This window comes from Acinetobacter sp. OYA S30 (assembly GCF_033599315.1).
Taxonomy (GTDB): Bacteria; Pseudomonadota; Gammaproteobacteria; order Pseudomonadales; family Moraxellaceae; genus Acinetobacter; species Acinetobacter baumannii.
On record NZ_JAWVAV010000038.1, the window covers coordinates 16,705 to 32,127 of the forward strand.

The 15,423-nt window shown below is 39.8% G+C and carries 15 protein-coding genes and 1 pseudogene; 5 read left to right on the forward strand and 11 right to left on the reverse strand.

All coding sequences use genetic code 11. The annotated features are described in order from the left end of the window. Nucleotides 1-7: 7 nt before the first annotated feature. The 4 genes from R5R67_RS15645 (at nt 8) to R5R67_RS15660 (ending at nt 2,866) form a co-directional block, all read left to right on the forward strand. Nucleotides 8-538, forward strand: a complete 531-nt coding sequence (locus tag R5R67_RS15645; protein WP_085943509.1) for a GNAT family N-acetyltransferase — start codon at nt 8-10, stop codon at nt 536-538. A 344-nt stretch (nt 539-882) separates the two neighbouring features. Then, the gene (gene fdxA / locus R5R67_RS15650; protein ID WP_000144889.1) at nt 883-1,206 is read left to right on the forward strand and encodes a ferredoxin FdxA; all 324 of its coding nucleotides are present in this window, start codon (nt 883-885) and stop codon (nt 1,204-1,206) included. Nucleotides 1,207-1,335: 129 nt separating this feature from the next. Continuing rightward, entirely contained in the window at nt 1,336-2,058 is a 723-nt protein-coding gene (locus tag R5R67_RS15655; protein ID WP_185767871.1) for a D-Ala-D-Ala carboxypeptidase family metallohydrolase, read from the forward strand. A gap of 139 nt (nt 2,059-2,197) precedes the next feature. Beyond that, nucleotides 2,198-2,866, forward strand: coding sequence for an O-methyltransferase (locus R5R67_RS15660; RefSeq protein WP_001186837.1), 669 nt, complete (start codon nt 2,198-2,200; stop codon nt 2,864-2,866). A 116-nt stretch (nt 2,867-2,982) separates the two neighbouring features. On the opposite strand, the gene R5R67_RS15665 is transcribed toward R5R67_RS15660, so the two are convergent. The 11 genes and pseudogenes from R5R67_RS15665 to R5R67_RS15720 all read right to left on the reverse strand — a co-directional run bounded on the left by R5R67_RS15665 (nt 2,983) and on the right by R5R67_RS15720 (nt 13,726). After that, nucleotides 2,983-3,825: a universal stress protein gene (locus R5R67_RS15665; RefSeq protein WP_001082433.1), complete on the reverse strand. Its 843-nt coding sequence runs from the start codon at nt 3,823-3,825 to the stop codon at nt 2,983-2,985. Between the two features lie 155 nt (nt 3,826-3,980). Continuing rightward, on the reverse strand, nt 3,981-4,592 hold the full coding sequence (locus tag R5R67_RS15670) for a chloramphenicol acetyltransferase CAT (RefSeq protein ID WP_000132361.1): 612 nt from the start codon (nt 4,590-4,592) through the stop codon (nt 3,981-3,983). Next, nucleotides 4,585-5,184, reverse strand: coding sequence for an IMPACT family protein (locus R5R67_RS15675; RefSeq protein WP_000885989.1), 600 nt, complete (start codon nt 5,182-5,184; stop codon nt 4,585-4,587). The genes R5R67_RS15670 and R5R67_RS15675 overlap by 8 nt, the downstream gene beginning before the upstream one ends. A 91-nt stretch (nt 5,185-5,275) precedes the next feature. Then, nucleotides 5,276-6,466 carry an HlyD family type I secretion periplasmic adaptor subunit gene (locus R5R67_RS15680; protein ID WP_000003552.1) on the reverse strand — a complete coding sequence of 397 codons (1,191 nt, stop codon included), beginning with the start codon at nt 6,464-6,466 and terminating at the stop codon, nt 5,276-5,278. Continuing rightward, complete coding sequence (locus R5R67_RS15685; RefSeq protein WP_000988402.1) at nt 6,463-8,604, reverse strand: type I secretion system permease/ATPase; 2,142 nt, start codon at nt 8,602-8,604, stop codon at nt 6,463-6,465. The genes R5R67_RS15680 and R5R67_RS15685 overlap by 4 nt, the downstream gene beginning before the upstream one ends. After that, nucleotides 8,601-10,067: pseudogene (locus R5R67_RS19740) on the reverse strand (TolC family protein). The gene R5R67_RS15685 and the pseudogene R5R67_RS19740 overlap by 4 nt, the downstream one beginning before the upstream one ends. A 274-nt stretch (nt 10,068-10,341) precedes the next feature. After that, nucleotides 10,342-11,088 (reverse strand): LPS export ABC transporter ATP-binding protein, encoded by a 747-nt coding sequence (lptB, locus tag R5R67_RS15700; protein WP_001183458.1) that lies wholly within the window; start codon nt 11,086-11,088, stop codon nt 10,342-10,344. Beyond that, complete coding sequence (gene lptA, locus R5R67_RS15705; protein ID WP_000554244.1) at nt 11,088-11,636, reverse strand: lipopolysaccharide transport periplasmic protein LptA; 549 nt, start codon at nt 11,634-11,636, stop codon at nt 11,088-11,090. Before lptA ends, lptB begins: the two co-directional genes overlap by 1 nt. After that, nucleotides 11,620-12,168: an LPS export ABC transporter periplasmic protein LptC gene (gene lptC, locus R5R67_RS15710; RefSeq protein WP_000381220.1), complete on the reverse strand. Its 549-nt coding sequence runs from the start codon at nt 12,166-12,168 to the stop codon at nt 11,620-11,622. The genes lptA and lptC overlap by 17 nt, the downstream gene beginning before the upstream one ends. 37 nt (nt 12,169-12,205) lie before the next feature. Further along, nucleotides 12,206-12,745, reverse strand: coding sequence for a KdsC family phosphatase (locus R5R67_RS15715; RefSeq protein ID WP_000179337.1), 540 nt, complete (start codon nt 12,743-12,745; stop codon nt 12,206-12,208). A gap of 3 nt (nt 12,746-12,748) precedes the next feature. Next, the gene (locus R5R67_RS15720) at nt 12,749-13,726 is read right to left on the reverse strand and encodes a KpsF/GutQ family sugar-phosphate isomerase (RefSeq protein ID WP_001133552.1); all 978 of its coding nucleotides are present in this window, start codon (nt 13,724-13,726) and stop codon (nt 12,749-12,751) included. 213 nt (nt 13,727-13,939) lie between these two features. Here R5R67_RS15720 and cysS point away from each other — a divergent pair, with 213 nt between their 5' ends. Beyond that, the gene (gene cysS, locus R5R67_RS15725; protein ID WP_001182285.1) at nt 13,940-15,361 is read left to right on the forward strand and encodes a cysteine--tRNA ligase; all 1,422 of its coding nucleotides are present in this window, start codon (nt 13,940-13,942) and stop codon (nt 15,359-15,361) included. Nucleotides 15,362-15,423: the final 62 nt, after the last annotated feature.

A 15,423-nucleotide genomic window follows, 5' to 3' on the forward strand; every position in this document is an offset into this window, starting at 1 on the left:
AATTTCTATTTTCTTAAGGCCACTACAATACACAGAGATCGATTTAATTTGGCAACAGATTAATCGTCGTGAACTGATTACCCAACTCTACTTACAAAAGCAAGAACACTTAGAATTAACAGATTGTTTTTATGATGTTAAACATTGGGATGCTTATCATTTAGAAAATGATCCGCCCAAATTAAAAGAACTCTATGAACAAGGGGCTTTATTTATCGGTGCTTTTGATGCGTCTGAACAGTTGGCTGGCATTAGTGTAGTCTCGAATCAGACTATTACTGATTATCCCAATGCAAAATTACTGCAATATTTTTACGTCGATGCCGATCAACAAGGCAAAGGTATTGGTGCAAAGCTGATGCAAGCGGCAAAAGAATCGGCCAAGCAATTGGAAGCCCATCAACTTTATATTTCAGCCACTCCAAGTAAGCGTACAGTAGATTTCTATATAAAGCATGGCGCGGACGTATTAAAGCACCCAGATCGGCAATTATGGGAACTTGAACCAGAAGACATCCATTTACTTTGTACACTTTAAGCTCATTACTTGACGATTTTTTGTCTATCAATTCAACATAGAGGCAAAATTTAAAAGTAAATGTTATAGTTGAGGTGTCTGCTTAAACAGATACCTTGACCCAAATGACATTAAAACTCATGACAAAAAAATTATTTAAACTATTGTTTTATAAAACTTATTATTATCCTGATTTTATAATTTAGCTCTTATTTAAGCTGAAACATTCTTTTGAATATCAATGTATTAACTTATCTTCATATGTATAAATAAACAATATCAATAAAAGCAATTGTTTGTTTACCCCTTTTTTGCCTAAAATAAGCTATTCGAAATGAAACCATATTTTTTAGGTAGCTGTCGCCATGACCTTTGTTGTCACTGAAAATTGTATTAAATGTAAATACCAAGATTGCGTAGAAGTTTGTCCTGTAGACTGTTTTTACGAAGGTCCGAATTTCCTAGTGATTAATCCGGATGAATGTATTGACTGTGCATTGTGTGAACCAGAATGCCCTGCAAATGCAATTTTCTCTGAAGATGAGCTACCAGAAGGTCAAGAAGTATTTATTGAATTAAATGCTGAACTTTCTCAAAAGTGGCCTAACATTACTCAAATTGGTGAACAACCTGCTGACCGCGAAGAATGGAACGGCAAACCAGATAAGTTACAGTATCTAGAAAAATAATTTCAAAAAGATCAGCAACCGCTGATCTTTTTTATACCCTATTCAAACATTTCATTGCAAATTCCTCGTAATTTGTGCACTGTTTTGCATTAAAATAGGCGCAATATTTATAAGCTTTTGATTTTTCTTATGCGGAAGTTTTTGCAGAGCGTGCTGCCCCTATGCATAATCCCTGCGATTATGGTGGGTTGCGCCAGCTCTCCTCAACACACAACAACAGGCAAAACCTCTCCAAGCGGTAAGCGCATCTTTATTCCTCAAGAGCGCGTTATTATCGAACGTCCTATTCCACCTAAAGTTGAACCTGCTTCCTATCGCGCTTGGTTAAATACAGGCGATCATTATGAACGTGTACGCGAATATGAAAAATTCCTGGCGCGTCATGATGTGGCAGGTATCGTACCAAGTTTTGAATTATTAAGATCCGCTCGTGATTGGCAGAAGTGTGGCCGTTCAGAATATGCGGTACCTAACCGTGAACTTTGGAATAATTCTTTATCGACCTTACGTGTCTTTAAATATCTTATTGCCGCAAAAGTTTTAACCGACTTTGAGGTAACTTCAGTTTACCGAGACTTACCTTTAAATGAATGTGCAGGTGGCGCAAGTTCTTCTAAGCATTTATTTAACTCTGCCATCGATTTTCGTATTGGGCCAGAAGTTCCACAGCCACAAGACTATGCGTTTATTGAAAATACGAAGTTTAAATTGTGTCAGTTCTGGGCTCAGCACGGCCAAAGTTTAAATTTAGGTATTGGTTTATATAGTTCAGGACAAATCCATATTGATACTCAAGGCTATCGTACTTGGGGACCTGACTTAACCCGCAATACATCAATGTGTAATTTCTAAAATATAAATCCCCTTATGCGCTTCAGTTTAAGGGGATTTGCTCATTCTATAATCAACCAAAATTTCTTGAATCGAAGATTTTTGCACTCTAGTCATAAACGTTTAAAATACGCCTATCAACATACAGGTAAATTTGACTATGCAGCAGATGTGGACAGACATTGACGAATATATCGATTCACATTTAATTCCCGAAGATCCTCGACTCGACTTTGCATTAAAAAATACCGACGAACACGGCTTTTCAAATCATCTTGCAGTTGCTCCAAATCAAGGAATGTTCTTGCAAATGCTCATTCAGATGAATAAGTGCAAACGTGTTTTAGAAATTGGGACCTTTGCTGCCTACAGTACAATCTGGTTAGGACGTGCACTGCCTGAAGATGGCTATTTGCTTACCATTGAAGGTCGTGATACTCATGCAGAAATGGCTCAAAAGAATATCGATCATGCCAACCTGCCTGTAAAAGTTGAGCTTAAATTAGGCCGTGCTGCCGATGTACTTTCCGCAATTGATCCTCAGTCGATTGAGCCTTTTGATTTTATCTTTATCGATGCCGATAAACAGGGCTATCCGGAATATTTAGAACTCAGTCTCAAATTTTCAAAATCTGGCACTATTATTGTGCTAGATAATGTCATTCGTGCTGGTGATATTTTGAATCCTGAAAACAAAAAACCAAGTATTGAAGGCATTCGTGAAACTTTTAAAGCCCTAGAAAATCATCCGCAAATTTTGTCTTGCACAGCTTTACAAACGGTTGGCTCAAAAGGTCATGATGGTTTTGCAATTGCAATTGTGAAATAATGGTTAAAAAATCATCTTTTTCATTTTATTATTTATAATCAATAAATTACTTTTATTACCCCTGCTTTTCCATATAGTTATCCACAAGATTTGCGGATAACTATATGCAAATCTCATCATTTAGCCACAAGTAATGGTACAGTCGCGTTACGGAAAATCGTGGTTGCAATACTTCCCAAGAAAAACTGATGTATTTTGCTATGGCTAAATGCGCCGAGCACAATAATTTGAATACCATGTTCTTGTTGGTACTCTAGAATATTTTGCGCCACATCGCCGTATCTATAAACGGTCACTACATCTAGCCCCGCTTGTTTCAAGTAATGCTCTGGTTCATTCAATATTTCAGGATGGTCACCGACATAAACTAAATGGCACTGTAAAGTCCGTAATAAGTCGCTTTGCGCAATACGGCGCATCATCTTTTGACATGTCGGAGAGTATTCATAAGCAAAAATAAAACGTGTCGGTACTTTGAAGTTTTCACCAATGGTCAAAACCGTACAATTTGCACCACGGATAAAGTTTTCAACATTGCTACCAATCGGTTTATGTTTTTCGGCGGCTCTTTCACCTACGCGACCTAAAATCACGATATCATTTTCGTGTAAGAGATTAAAACTTTGCTCTAGAAAATCCCCTTTTTCCTGAATTTTTGAGCAAGTAATTCCGTGTTTTTCTTTAATTAAGTCAGAGATATGTCTGAGTAAATTATTGCTGTAATCTAAAGCGAGTTCTCTTTGTTTTTGCTCTAATTCAGCTAACTCTTTAAGCAACATTGCATTGCTTTCAAAGCCGATTACGCCACTAATTTCACCAAGGTGATAACTTGCCGGGTAGTAATCTAGAATTTGTAATAATACAAGCTCTCGTCCAGTTGCTTTCGCAACCCAAGCCGCTGCATCTGCAATAGCATTAATACAAGGTGATGAGTCAATACACGCAATAACACGGTTCATTTTTGCCTCTCTTCTTCAGGTCTATTTGCCTTGGAGATTTTTCTATAACTTAGCTTTAACTTAACATAGATAAAAATCCGTATGTTAAGGTTTATGTATTAAAATCCACTTTTTTGTTTAAAGATCAAACATTTTATTACATTCTTGAGACTGCATTATTCTCTTAAACGGATAAATTTTGCTGGGTTTCCTCCCACAATATGGTACGGCTCCACATCCTTTGTCACCATACTATTCATGCCAACTACAGCATGTTTTCCAATTTTAATCCCGTCTTTAACTCCGACATGCGCACCTAACCAAACATCTTTTTCAATTTCGATACCCTGTGAGCGAACTGGCTGTTGGTAAAGTGGACGGTCGAGTTGCATGCCATGATCAAATGCATAGAGATGACAATAAGCAGCAATACGAACTTGATCATGTAGTTTTATGCCTGCTCGACCACCATCTAAGATACAGTGGTGGTTAATTGCAACCTCATTACCAATCTCAAGCGGTCCATGCAAACTACAATCTGCCGCGATAAAACAATTATTACCAATCTTAATTTTCCGGCCCGGCTCGGCAAAAATATGGGCTAACGGTGAAATAAAACAGTTCTCCCCGATCTCGACCGTTTCCATATCCATTAAATAAGCCTGATATTCTTTTTGCCATTCTTCCGCCCAAACACGGTGTTTGGGTTTCAATGTCCAATATAGCCATGGCATATAATTTAAACGGTGTTTATGTTGCTCGCGGTACTTGAGTAAAGAATCAGTCATCAGTCAATTCCTCCTCAACTTTTAATTCTTCGCGACCACGAGTCACATCTCGTAGTTTTAAAGCGAGTGGTTCAATTTGGTGAACCTGTAGTCTCGCTTCAATATCGACACCTGTTGCAGTATAGCTTTCCTGATATTCAATTTGCTGCTGTGTCAGTTCATACTGAAAGATAGCCCATTCATTAAAATGACAAGAAAAATGAATCGTTTTCTTGGCAATCAGTTCAATACGTTCAGCTAACAATAATGATTGTCCGGCACAACCACCATACGCCCGAACAAGGCCACCAGTTCCCAGTTTTATACCGCCATACCAGCGATTCACCATGACAATAATATTAGTCAGGTCATTTCCTTCAATAGTTGCCAGAATTGGACGTCCCGCTGTACCAGATGGTTCCCCATCATCATTAAAGCGAACGTTATGACCAATTTTCCATGCCCAACATTGATGTGTGGTCGAGATATCTTTATTTAATTCTAAAAACTCTTTCACTTGCTGTTCATTTTCTACTGGCGCAGCAATCGCCTGAAATCTACTTTTTTTAATTTCTTCTTCAAAAGTAACGGATGATGCAATCGTAAAAGCCATAAATGAAATAAAGCATAATAAAAATCAAATTATAACGTGAATTTAATAGAAGCAAACCTATAAAAAAGCCCCGAATTTCGGGGCTTTTTTCTTATCTTTCTCTTAATGCTTCTTTGGCTTTATTAAATGGTTTAAGTAAATAATCCAGTACAGTCTTCTCACCCGTACGAATATCTACAGTTGCCACCATACCCGGTGTAATACCGAATGCTTTACCTTCTTTATTGTAAAGCTTATCGGAATCAGTTCGGATATAAACACGATAATAGAATTGATCCTGTTTCACTTCATCGCGAATGGTATCTGGAGAAATAACCGTAACCTTACCTTTTAAACCACCATAAATTGAGTAGTCATAAGCAGTGATCTTAACCAAAGCTTCTTGACCAGGACGAATGAATGCAATGTCACGTGGCAAAATACGGGCTTCAATTAATAACTGTTCATCAATTGGAACGATGGTCATTAACTTACCGTTTTGTGGAATCACACCGCCATGCGTTGTCACTGTAATTTCTTTTACCACACCGCGCACAGGGGCTTTAAATACGGCACGTTGTAAACTGTCATTACGGCCCATGATAACTTGTTGTTGAGTTTGCGTGTCAGTATTTGCTTTAGATAACTCTTCACGTGCTTTAACGTAATATTGGTTACGTGCATCGTTCATCTTGTTTTGCAAATCATTTGCTTCACGGCGTAAGCGTAAAACCTCAACCTCACTAGCAGCACCTTTAGCAACCAAAGGCTCTGTCATGGCTAATTCTTGCTGAACCAGTTGTAAAGCCTGTCTTAATCCTGAAAGCGTTTGTTCAAGATCGGCTCTGCGTGATTCATACAAAGCAGTCTCTTCATGAACAAGCTTCGGATCTTGTGCAACTATTTCAGGGAAAACCAGTGGTGTACCGTTCACTTCCGCACGTAAACGTGCTGCTGTGGCCTGAGCTGCAATTAATAAAGATCTCGACTCACCCACATTTGAAGCAAAACGGGTTGGGTCAAGCTGAGCAAGAATTTGCCCTTTTTGGACAATATCGCCTTCTTGTACATTTAGCTTAGTTAAAATACCGCCCTCTAAAGACTGGATGACCTGTTCTTTAGATGATGGGATAACCTTACCTGTACCGGTTGAAACTTCTTCAAGCTTAAAAAACCATGCCCAGATAAAGAAAATCACTAAACCAATGCCCACGATCCAGATGACTAAACTGGCACGTGGTAATGGTGGTTCACTATAAGATACATTCATTGAACGGGTAAGTTCTTGTTGTTGTTCGCTCATGAATTGCCCCCTTGGCTCACTTGTTTTTGTTGGGCTGTAGATTGATTAAGTACCTGATCTCGTGGTCCATCCATCACAATTTTGCCTTCATTGACGACAATAATTCGATCGACCAGTTCAAGAACAGCTCGGCGGTGGGTCGCCACGACCAACGTTCGGTGTGCTAACCATCCTTTGAGATGATCAATTAATTGTTTCTCTGCAACATCATCAATGGCTGCTGTCGGCTCATCAAGCAATAAAATATTCGGTTGACGAATCAATAAACGAGCCAATAATAACGCTTGTTTCTGACCACCAGAGAAACCTACTCCTCCTTCTAAAACCAAGTAATCCAAGCCTTCTTTTTTCTCTTGAACAAAAGATAAAGCACCTGTTACTACCAATGCGCGAAGAATGTCTTCATCTGTTGCAAGCGGTGCACCTAAAGTCAGGTTTTCACGGATTGTTCCGTAGAATAAATGTGCATTCTGGTTGAGTAGCCCCATATCTCGGCGTACATCTGATGGGTCGATTAAAGAAAGATCGAGTCCATCTAAATGCACAGCTCCCTGAGTTGGAACCTGCATGCCAGATAAAAGCTGAAGCAATGTTGACTTACCAGCACCATTACGACCCAAAATCGCAATTTTTTCTCCGGCACGAATTTTTAAATGGCGGATCGCAAGACTTGGTCTCGGATCTTCTTCTCCATATTGGAACAAGATATTTTTTAATTCATAGTCGCCATTTAAAACAGCTTTGTGTACCAGATGTGAACGGTCAGCCTGATCAATCGGACGTTGCATAAGCTCATCTAAACTTTGCTTAGCAACTTTTGCCTGTTGTAGACGACCTAGCACGCCCGTAATCTGGGCAATTGGTCCTAACATACGCGAAGATAAAATTGAACATGCGACTAATGCACCTGTGGTCATTTCACCGTCCATTACCGCAAAACAGCCCACTAACACCACAATGGCATAAGTTAAACCCTGAACCATTTGGGTCCAAGCCATTAAGGTACCCACAATTTTACGCTGTCTCATACCGATGTCGGCTGAGACTTCATTCATATGGTTCCATTGGTTTTGGAAACGTGATTCAGCACGTAAGAGCTTAATGTCTTCAATACCTTGCACCGCCTCTACCAAAATTGCGTTACGAATTGAAGATTCTCTCATACCCTCTTGTGCAAGTTGAGCCAGCTTCTTCTGTACCAAAATACCCGGCAAGATCATAAGCGGCACAACAAGTAGCATTACCCAGAACAGTTTTCCACCAATAATGGCAAAAATTACTAAGAACAGGAAAAAGAACGGAAAATCGGCAATCGCGCTAATTGTAGTTGAGGTGACCAGTTCACGAACGCCTTCGAGTTCACGAATCTGGGAAATAAAACTACCTGTAGATTTTGAGCGATCTTTATTTTTAATTCTTAAGGCATGGCCAAATACACGATCCGACACACGTAAGTCAGCACGTTTACCAATAATATCGGATAAATATACTCGTGAAACACGTAAGGTAAACTCAAAAAGAGCGGCAATCAGTACACCACCCGCTAAAACCCATAAAGTGGGAATTGACTGGGAAGGAACCACGCGGTCATACACTTGCATCGAGAAAATAATGGTTGCCAGTGCCAGCACATTGGCAATCAGCGAGGCAAACATAATATCAACGTAGCGTTTCCAGTCTCTTAAAACGATTGACCAGAACCAGTTGGCTTCATAAGGTTTGATATATTCGTCAATACGTGCATCTGGTATAGACGTTTCAGGACGCAAGATATAGACATTTTTAAGTGTAGTTTTTAAAGCGTCTAAAGATAAACTTTGCGAAAGGCCCTGATCTCCACTGAACTGGATACTCACATTTCCTTGTGTATCGGCCTTATCGATTACACCGACTTGGCCATCATTAAACTCCACCATGACAGGTAAACGCCATGGATTGAGTAAGTCTAAGGAAAATGGTGCCTTACGAAGATTCAGACCGACTTGACGTGTCATTAACTGCAAGACGTTATCTAAATTCTGATTTTGGTTCCAATCAAGTTGTAAACGAATTCTTTCTTCTGAAGGCTCTATTCGATAATGTTTAGCAATAGTTAAGACCGCCTGTAGCCAAGGCTGGTAATTTATTTTTGTCATCATGGTTGTACTTCGAACCCCTGAATTGAAATATTATTTAAGCCATAGGCTTGGCGGGAACGTCCTGTTGCTTCAATGTACTGAACAATGCTGCTATAAATGTCATAACGTGCTGATTCAAGTTCTGAGTTGGCACTATGAATAGCTTGTTCAGCATTTAATAAATCGACCAATGAACGCGTACCGAGCTTGTATTGCTCTTGATAGAGCTCACGTGTACGAACCGTTGTTGCTTGGCGACTTGCCAAAACCTGCATTTGACGCTGTTTATTTTCAATCTGTTCGCGACTTGTTCTAATTTGGTCCAGAACATCCATATACACCGAATTCACTTTGGCTTTTGCAGCTTCTTCAGCATAACTTGCCATTTTTACTTGTGAAGCTGTAGCACCACCTTGGTAAAACTGACTGGTTGCTTCAAGCATGACTGAACTATATAAACCGTCATCTTTGTCGTTATTCGGGTTTTTACCATTAATCGCCTGACTTACCGAACCTTTCACAGCCAAGGTCGGATATCGGGTTAAACGGGTTTGTTGTTTTTGAGCTTTTGCAACCTCAACACCTGCCTGCGCGGCAATCATTTTTGGAATAGTATTAAACTCAGGTTCACCATAAAGATCGGATTGCTTCACGAGATCATCGGAAATAATCCATCCGGTATGACTAACATCTGCACCTAATAAGGTTCTTAAATGCTGTTGATATTGACGTAATAATGATTGCTGAGCAATCAAAGCAGACTGCGCTGCCTGTAAGTATGACTGCGCCTGAATTGGGTCTGCTTGACTCGCGACACCAGCGTTTGCACGCAGGTTAGCAATTTCCTAAATACGTCGAATACCGGCGATTTGCTGCTCAGCAATTTTATTAAGCTGTAGATAACGCTGAATATTCACAATGGTCTGTGCAACATCCAAAGCTAGAGTATCAACGCTAACCAAGACATTGGCTTGTTCAACCTGAACTTTCGCTTCTTCAACATCAACACCTGATTTGACTTTACCGAAGTCATAAAGCATTTGAGTAGCACTTAAGGTTAATAACTGCCGACCTCGTTCTCCACTGCTTAAATCACCAGTCGTAATCCCTCCTGAAAGCTGGGGATAGTAACCGGCTTTAGCAACGTCAACTCCTGAATTTTGACCTGCTAAAGTTGCAATAGATTGTGAAATATCGGGGCTACGCTGAATGGCAATTTTTACCGCATCTTGCAATGTCATCGTTCTAGATGGCAAGTTAGAAAAAGATGAAGCTCGATTATCATTAAGTTGAACAGTAGGAAATTCCTGCACAATAGAACGGTCTAGCTTAAAATTACTAAGCTTGTGCATTTTGGCAACTTTAAAGTCATCACTACTTTTAGGGACAAAAAGTTGTGACAAGTTCTCTTTCAGGGTGTGGTATTGCTCACTTGGCTTAGCAGCGTATATCACGACAGGTACATGTAGTGTACTTAAAAGCATAAGCCCTTTCAGGAAAGCCTGCTTTCTACATATCCCTCTTACTCTTCTTTGGTTATATCCAATCATGCTTATCTTGTTGATCTTGTTTGTTATCGTTTAAAAGCTTCTACATTCTACATAGTTTTTCACCTAAAACAGCATAATTGATGGAATAAATCACACATTATTTTTTCATTAAATGATTGATATATGTATTTGTTTTTATTTATAAAATACTAAAAAATAAAAAAAGAGGCCTTGACCTCTTTTTAACCAAACAGATTAATGTCTTTAATTAAACTGTGAAATCATCACCTAAATAGACTTTACGTACCTGTTCATTGTCTAAAATTTCTTGTGGTGTGCCTTCGGCAATTACCGAGCCTTCACTTACAATATAAGCACGTTCACAAATTGCTAAAGTTTCACGAACATTGTGATCGGTAATGAGGACACCAATACCGCGATCCTTTAAGGTCTGGATAATATCTTTAATATCGCCTACTGAAATTGGGTCAACACCCGCGAACGGCTCATCCAAAAGCATAAATTTCGGATCTGCGGCCAAAGCACGTGCAATTTCTGCACGACGACGTTCACCACCAGATACACTCATCCCTAATGAATCTTTAATATGACTAATTTTAAAGTCATTTAATAACTCAGTAAGGCGCTGCTGACGTTGCTGTTTATTCAAATCTTTACGCGTCTCTAAGATCGACATAATATTTTCAGCAATCGTCAATTTTCTAAAGATAGAAGCTTCTTGAGGTAAATAACCAATACCCTTACGTGCACGTTCATGCATCGCTAGGTCTGACATATCCAAGTCATCAAGATGAATCTCACCTTTATCCATGCGCACTAGTCCAACCACCATATAGAAACTGGTGGTTTTTCCAGCACCGTTAGGACCAAGCAAACCAACAATCTGTCCACTTTGCATACTAAAAGAGACGTCTTTGACAACCCAACGCTTACTATAGTTTTTTGCTAAGTGTTTAATACACAAAGTTTGCGGTTGTTGAAGAGCTTGCTGCATTAGTCACGCGCTCCTGGGAAACTTTTTGAACTTGAAGGTGGAATAATGATTTGTACACGGTTTGAAGAAGAACCTTGAGCTTCAACATCACCCTTATTCATACTATATTTCAGGGTGTTACCGCGAATACTTGAACCATCTTGGTATAAATATGCACCGCCAGACAAGGTAATAATGCCTGTATCTGCATTATAAACAATCGTTTGTCCTTCACCGCGTGCAATACCTTTATCAGCACTTATTTGTTGCTGAAACTTAGACGGTCTACCTTTAGCAGTGATCGTTTGAATTTCACGTTTAGAGTTTAGCGTAGCAACAATTGAGTCAGCCTGAAGCTTCATGGTGCCCTGCTCAATCACGACATTACCCGTATAAGTTGTCAAACCGGTTTTTTCATTATAAGTTGCACGGTCTGCCACTAACGAAATTTGTTGATTACGGTCAGACGGCAAAGCAAAAGTCGAAGCAGATGATAAAGCAACGAATGTAATTACCGCAGCTTGTTTTAGGAAAGCTGAAGAACGTTTTAAATTAAGACTTTGGTGCATACTTTCCTCGAATATTAAAAAATTCGTACTGACCATTATTCAAATTGGCTTTTAGACCTTTGCTCACAAACTCGCCTTGTGGAGACTGAACTGTCACTTGATGATTAGTTTCAATGTCTCTAGTTTTTGGATAACCAGTTAATTCATCGGTTTGAAACTCAATGGTTCCTTGCGGTGCCAACTTAGTGGCTACCACGTCACCCGATAACACAACCTTTTGATTATCATCATATCCATAAGCTTGTTTAGCAAAGAATGTTGCATCAACTTTACCTAATTTATACATAGTGGCATTGAGTTGATCCAACTTTGACGTTTTTTGTTGCATATCCTGTTCAAGCTGACGAACTTCAGCACGAATATACAAATTGCCTTTATCATCAGTTTGAGTCAAATGGACGCCCTGCGCCGAATAAGTCATATTCTTCGCCGAACCAATGTCCAGTTTTTTTGCCTTGCCACTATAGTAGTAGTAACCACCACTCACAGCAGCAACCACTACAGCAACAATATATAAAACTCTGGTATCCATGAGCAGGAATAGCCTACCTTTTTAAGTAATCTTGTTATTAATGCGGTACTGCAAGATATTTTTCAAGAAGTTCTTGGTAAATGCCTTTTGCGATCAGCAACATATCACAAACTTCACGCACAGCTCCACGGCCACCCATCGCCTGTGTTACCAAATCCGCACGACGGCGCACTTCTTCATGCCCGTTTGGAACAGTAACACTCATTCCGGCAATGGCAAATGCTGAAAGATCCGGCCAATCATCACCCATATATAAGCAATCTGAAGGCAGGATATTAAACTGTGCACACGCTTCACGTAGCGCCGAACCTTTATCTTCACGGCCTTGGAACACCAGATCGACACCTAAATCGGACATGCGTTTTTCAACGATATTACTTTTTCGCCCAGTAATAATGATGACTTTCATACCCGCTTGTTGCGCAAGTTTCATACCCAAACCATCACGAATGTCGAATGATTTAATTTCATCACCCGTGTTGGTTAATGTCACAAAGCCATCACTTAAAATACCATCAACATCCAGAACCAATGCCTGCAAATGACGTGCTTGTTCTAACAATGCATACGATGCCATTGATTAATTCACCCCTGCCTGAATAAGGTCATGCATACTAATTACACCAATCACTTTGTTCTGGTCATCGACTACTACAAACTGACTGATTTTTTTCTGGTTAAGTTGTTGTAAAGCTTCTACAGCTCGTGCTTCTTGAGAGATCGTTGACGGTTTCTTTGTCATCACTTCAGACACAGGTAAATTTACATCAAACCCTTGCTGTTTATCGATGAGACGACGTAAATCCCCATCTGTAAAAATACCGAGTAGATGGTCTTGTTCATCAACAATTGTTGTCAAACCTAAACGCTTATTTGAGATCTCGTAAAGTACTTGATTCATTGGTGTATCAGGTGAAACTTTTGGTAACTCGTCGCCTGTATGCATTAAATGTTTTACATGTAACAGTAAACGCTTACCCAACGCACCCGCCGGATGCGAACGTGCAAAGTCATCAGCAGTAAAACCACGAGCTTCAAGTAAAGCAACTGCTAAAGCATCGCCTAAAACCAAAGTCGCTGTCGTACTTGAAGTAGGCGCCAAGCCTAAAGGGCATGCTTCGTCAGACTCACCCAGAGTTAAAGCAATATCTGCATTTTGCGGCATTGGGCCTTTATCATCACGACTAATCGTAATAAGAGGTACACCAAGATGCTTAATGAGTGGCATCAACATCATGATTTCATCGCTTTTTCCTGAGTTGGAAATTGCAATAAGTACATCGCCACGAACAAGCATTCCTAAATCACCATGTCCTGCTTCACCAGGATGCATAAAGAAAGACGGCGTGCCTGTCGAAGCAAATGTCGCTGCCATTTTTCGGCCAATATGCCCAGATTTACCCATACCTGTGATCACAACACGACCTTTGCATTGTAATAATATTTCACAAGCACGATTAAAACGGTCATCAATTTGTGTTGCTAATACATCTATGGCTTGTTGCTCAATGCGCAATGTCGCTAATGCACTGCTTTGGAAATCTGTAGGATTAGGCATACGAGTTTGACTCAAAATAATTGATCTGATCTCTGGTTGAGATCGGTGATTTTAATCAAAAGATTTGGGGGCATTCTAGCATAACTCAATCAGTTACACGTTTTTAAATGTATAAGATTTCACAAGCTTATAAAATTCATGCATAAAACTTTGTTAAAAATGATGCATCAGTTATGATGTAACACTATTTTTGTTGAGTGTTTGAAAACCCTTATGCAACCGTTTGTTTTATATAACTCTGAGCAACGAAAAAAAGTTGAATTTGTACCTCGCAAAGAAGGTCACATCGATATGTACGTCTGCGGTATGACCGTTTACGACTACTGTCATATCGGGCATGCTCGAGTTATGGTTGCATTTGACTACATTATCCGTTTTTTGCGTAGTCAAGGCTGGAAAGTCCGCTACATTCGCAACATTACCGATATTGACGACAAAATCATCAAACGTGCGAATGAGAATGGTGAAACAATCCAACAGCTCACCACGCGTTTCATCGATGCCATGAATGAAGATGCAGCGAACTTGGGCTGTTTAGCACCAGATGAAGCACCTAAAGCGACTGAATATATTGACCAGATGCAAAATATGATTGGGAATCTGGTGAATAAAGGCGCTGCTTACCCTGCTTCAAACGGCGATGTTTATTTTGAAGTCACCAAATTTGAAAAATATGGTCGCCTCTCTGGCCGTAAGCTTGATGACATGCAAGCTGGCGCAAGTGAGCGTGTTGATGTAGAAGTTGAAAAGAAACATCCTTTTGACTTTGTGCTTTGGAAACATGCAAAAGAAAATGAACCATCTTGGGCGTCCCCTTGGGGTAATGGCCGTCCGGGTTGGCACATTGAATGTTCTGCAATGTCAACTTGCTGCCTAGGCAATCACTTTGACATTCATGGTGGCGGTTCAGATTTAATGTTCCCGCACCATGAAAATGAAATTGCGCAAAGTGAAGTTTCGACTGGTGAGCAATATGTAAACTACTGGATGCATGTTGGCTTTATTAACGTTGACGGTGAAAAGATGTCTAAATCTTTAGGCAACTTCTTTACGATTCGTGACGTAATGGAGAAATTCCACCCTGAAGTGATCCGCTACTTTATTGTGTCTTCACACTATCGTAGCCCTGTGAACTTTTCTGATGTAGCACTTAAAGAGGCAAAAACTTCTTTAACTCGTTTCTATCATTCATTTAAAGCTTATCAACAAGTGTACGGTCAAACGACAACTGAAGCGCTTGATCAAAGCTTTATTGAACGCTTTAACAATGCAATGTGTGACGATTTCAATACTGCCGAAGCAATGGCTGTATTGTTTGAACTGAACAAAGAGTTAAACCGTGCTGTAAAAGAAGAGCAAGCTGACCAAGTGACTGTGCTTTATTCGACATTACGTCACCTCACCAACATTTTAGGTTTGGTACAACACAATGTAGACGATTTCTTAAAATCAGATATTGGACAAGATGCACTTGCTTTGTCTGATGCTGAAATTGAAGATTTCATTCAACAACGTGTCGATGCGAAAAAAGCAAAAGACTTTGCTAAAGCAGATAGCATTCGTCAGTCTTTACTTGAGCAAGGCGTAGTTCTTGAAGATACACGTCAAGGTACAGTTTGGCGTCGTGCTGATTAAACGTTCAATTAGATCACAAGAGTGTTGACACTTTAATGAAACACTCTATAATGTGCTCACAT